Here is a 1637-nt window from a genome sequence, read left to right as displayed (position 1 = left end):
GCGGCCGGCAGCGGGGCGCCGGGCGGCGGCGCACCGGGACCGGGTGCGCCGGGTGGCGGTGCGACCGGCACCGGCCCGATCTCCTGGCCGGGCGAGACCGGGATCGGCGGCTGACCGATCCGCCGGTTGACCGACCCGTCGGGTCCGGATCGGGACATGTCCCGGCGCATTGAAATGTCGGGCACAATGTCGCCGTGCCCATTCTCGATGCCGACCATGGATATGACAGCGCGTCAAAAAACGCACTTCTGGCGGCGTATTCGGGGCACCGCACCGAACGCGTTCCGGTGTGGTTCATGCGCCAGGCCGGACGGTCCCTGCCGGAGTACCGCGCGGCGCGCGCCGGCCACGCGATGCTGGACTCCTGCCTCGACCCTGCGCTGGCCGCCGAGCTGACCTGCCAGCCGGTGCGCCGGCACGGTGTGGACGCCGCGATCTTCTTCTCCGACATCGTCGTGCCGCTGTTCCTGGCCGGGGTCGACGTGCGCATCGAGGCCGGCGTCGGGCCCGTCTTCGGCGCCCCCGTGCGCACCCGGGACGACGTGGCCGCCCTGGCCGAGGTCGCCCGGTTGGACGACGAGCGGCTCGCCCCGGTGACCGCCGGGGTGCGTGAGGCGGTCCGGCTGCTGGGGCCCACCCCGCTCATCGGGTTCGCCGGTGCGCCGTTCACGCTCGCCGCCTACCTGGTGGAGGGCGGTCCGTCGCGCGACCACCTCGCGGCCCGTCGTCTCATGCACGCCGACCCGACCGCCTGGGCCGCCCTCATGGACGTGACGAGCACCCTGAGCGCGCAGTTCCTGCAGGCCCAGGTCGCCGCGGGTGCGCAGGCCGCGCAGCTCTTCGACTCCTGGGTCGGCTCGCTGTCCGAGCGCGACTACCGCGCGCACGTGCTGGGCGCCTCCGCCCGGGTGCTCACCGCCGTGCGCGAGACCGGTGTGCCCAGCGTGCACTTCGGCACCGGCACCGGTGAGCTGCTCACGGCGCTGCGCGACGCCGGTGCCGACGTCGTCGGCGTGGACCACCGGGTGCCGTTGGACGAGGCGAGCCGGCGGCTCGGCGGGAGCACCCCGGTGCAGGGCAACCTCGACCCCGCCCTGCTCGCCGCGCCCTGGCCGGTGCTCGAGGCGCATGTGCGCGAGGTGGTGGCCGCCGGCCGCGCCGCCCCGGCGCACGTGGTCAACCTGGGCCACGGCGTGCCGCCGGACACCGACCCCGACGTGCTCACCCGCATCGTCGAGCTGGTGCACTCCCTGTGACCCTCGAACGGGTCGACGCGGTCGTCGTCGGCGGCGGCATCGGCGGGCTGATCGCGGCGCACGACCTCGCCGTCGCGGGCCGGCGCACGGTGCTCCTCGAGGGGCGCGACGCGCCCGGCGGCTCGGTGCGCGCGCACACGGTGGCCGGGCTGGTGCTCGACGCGGGTGCCGAGTCCTACGCCACCCGGCAGGGCACGGTCGCCGCGTTGCTGCAGGACCTGGGCCTGGGCGATGCGATCTGCACCCCGTCGCCGGCACCCGCGCCTGGCCCCGGACCTGTGGGAGTTCCCCACCGTGTCGATGGGTCTGGGCCCGGCCAGCGCCATCTACCAGGCGTGGACCAACAAGTACCTGCACAACCGCGGCATCAAGGACACGAGC

1 protein-coding gene and 1 pseudogene are annotated in these 1637 nt (G+C 75.0%); both read left to right on the top strand.

The annotated features are described in order from the left end of the window. The first annotated feature begins 194 nt into the window (after positions 1 to 194). Complete coding sequence (hemE, locus tag F2B26_RS16160; protein ID WP_159811092.1) at positions 195 to 1256, top strand: uroporphyrinogen decarboxylase; 1062 nt, start codon at positions 195 to 197, stop codon at positions 1254 to 1256. Continuing rightward, positions 1253 to 1465, top strand: a pseudogene (locus tag F2B26_RS17545) (NAD(P)-binding protein); the annotation flags it as partial. The gene hemE and the pseudogene F2B26_RS17545, both read left to right, overlap by 4 nt. Positions 1466 to 1637 lie beyond the last annotated feature (172 nt).

Origin of the sequence: Cellulomonas citrea, from assembly GCF_009829685.1 — a bacterium.
GTDB lineage: Bacteria > Actinomycetota > Actinomycetes > Actinomycetales > Cellulomonadaceae > Cellulomonas > Cellulomonas citrea.
The sequence above is the reverse complement of the archived record's forward strand: the minus strand, read 5'-3'. Positions and strand labels throughout refer to the sequence as shown.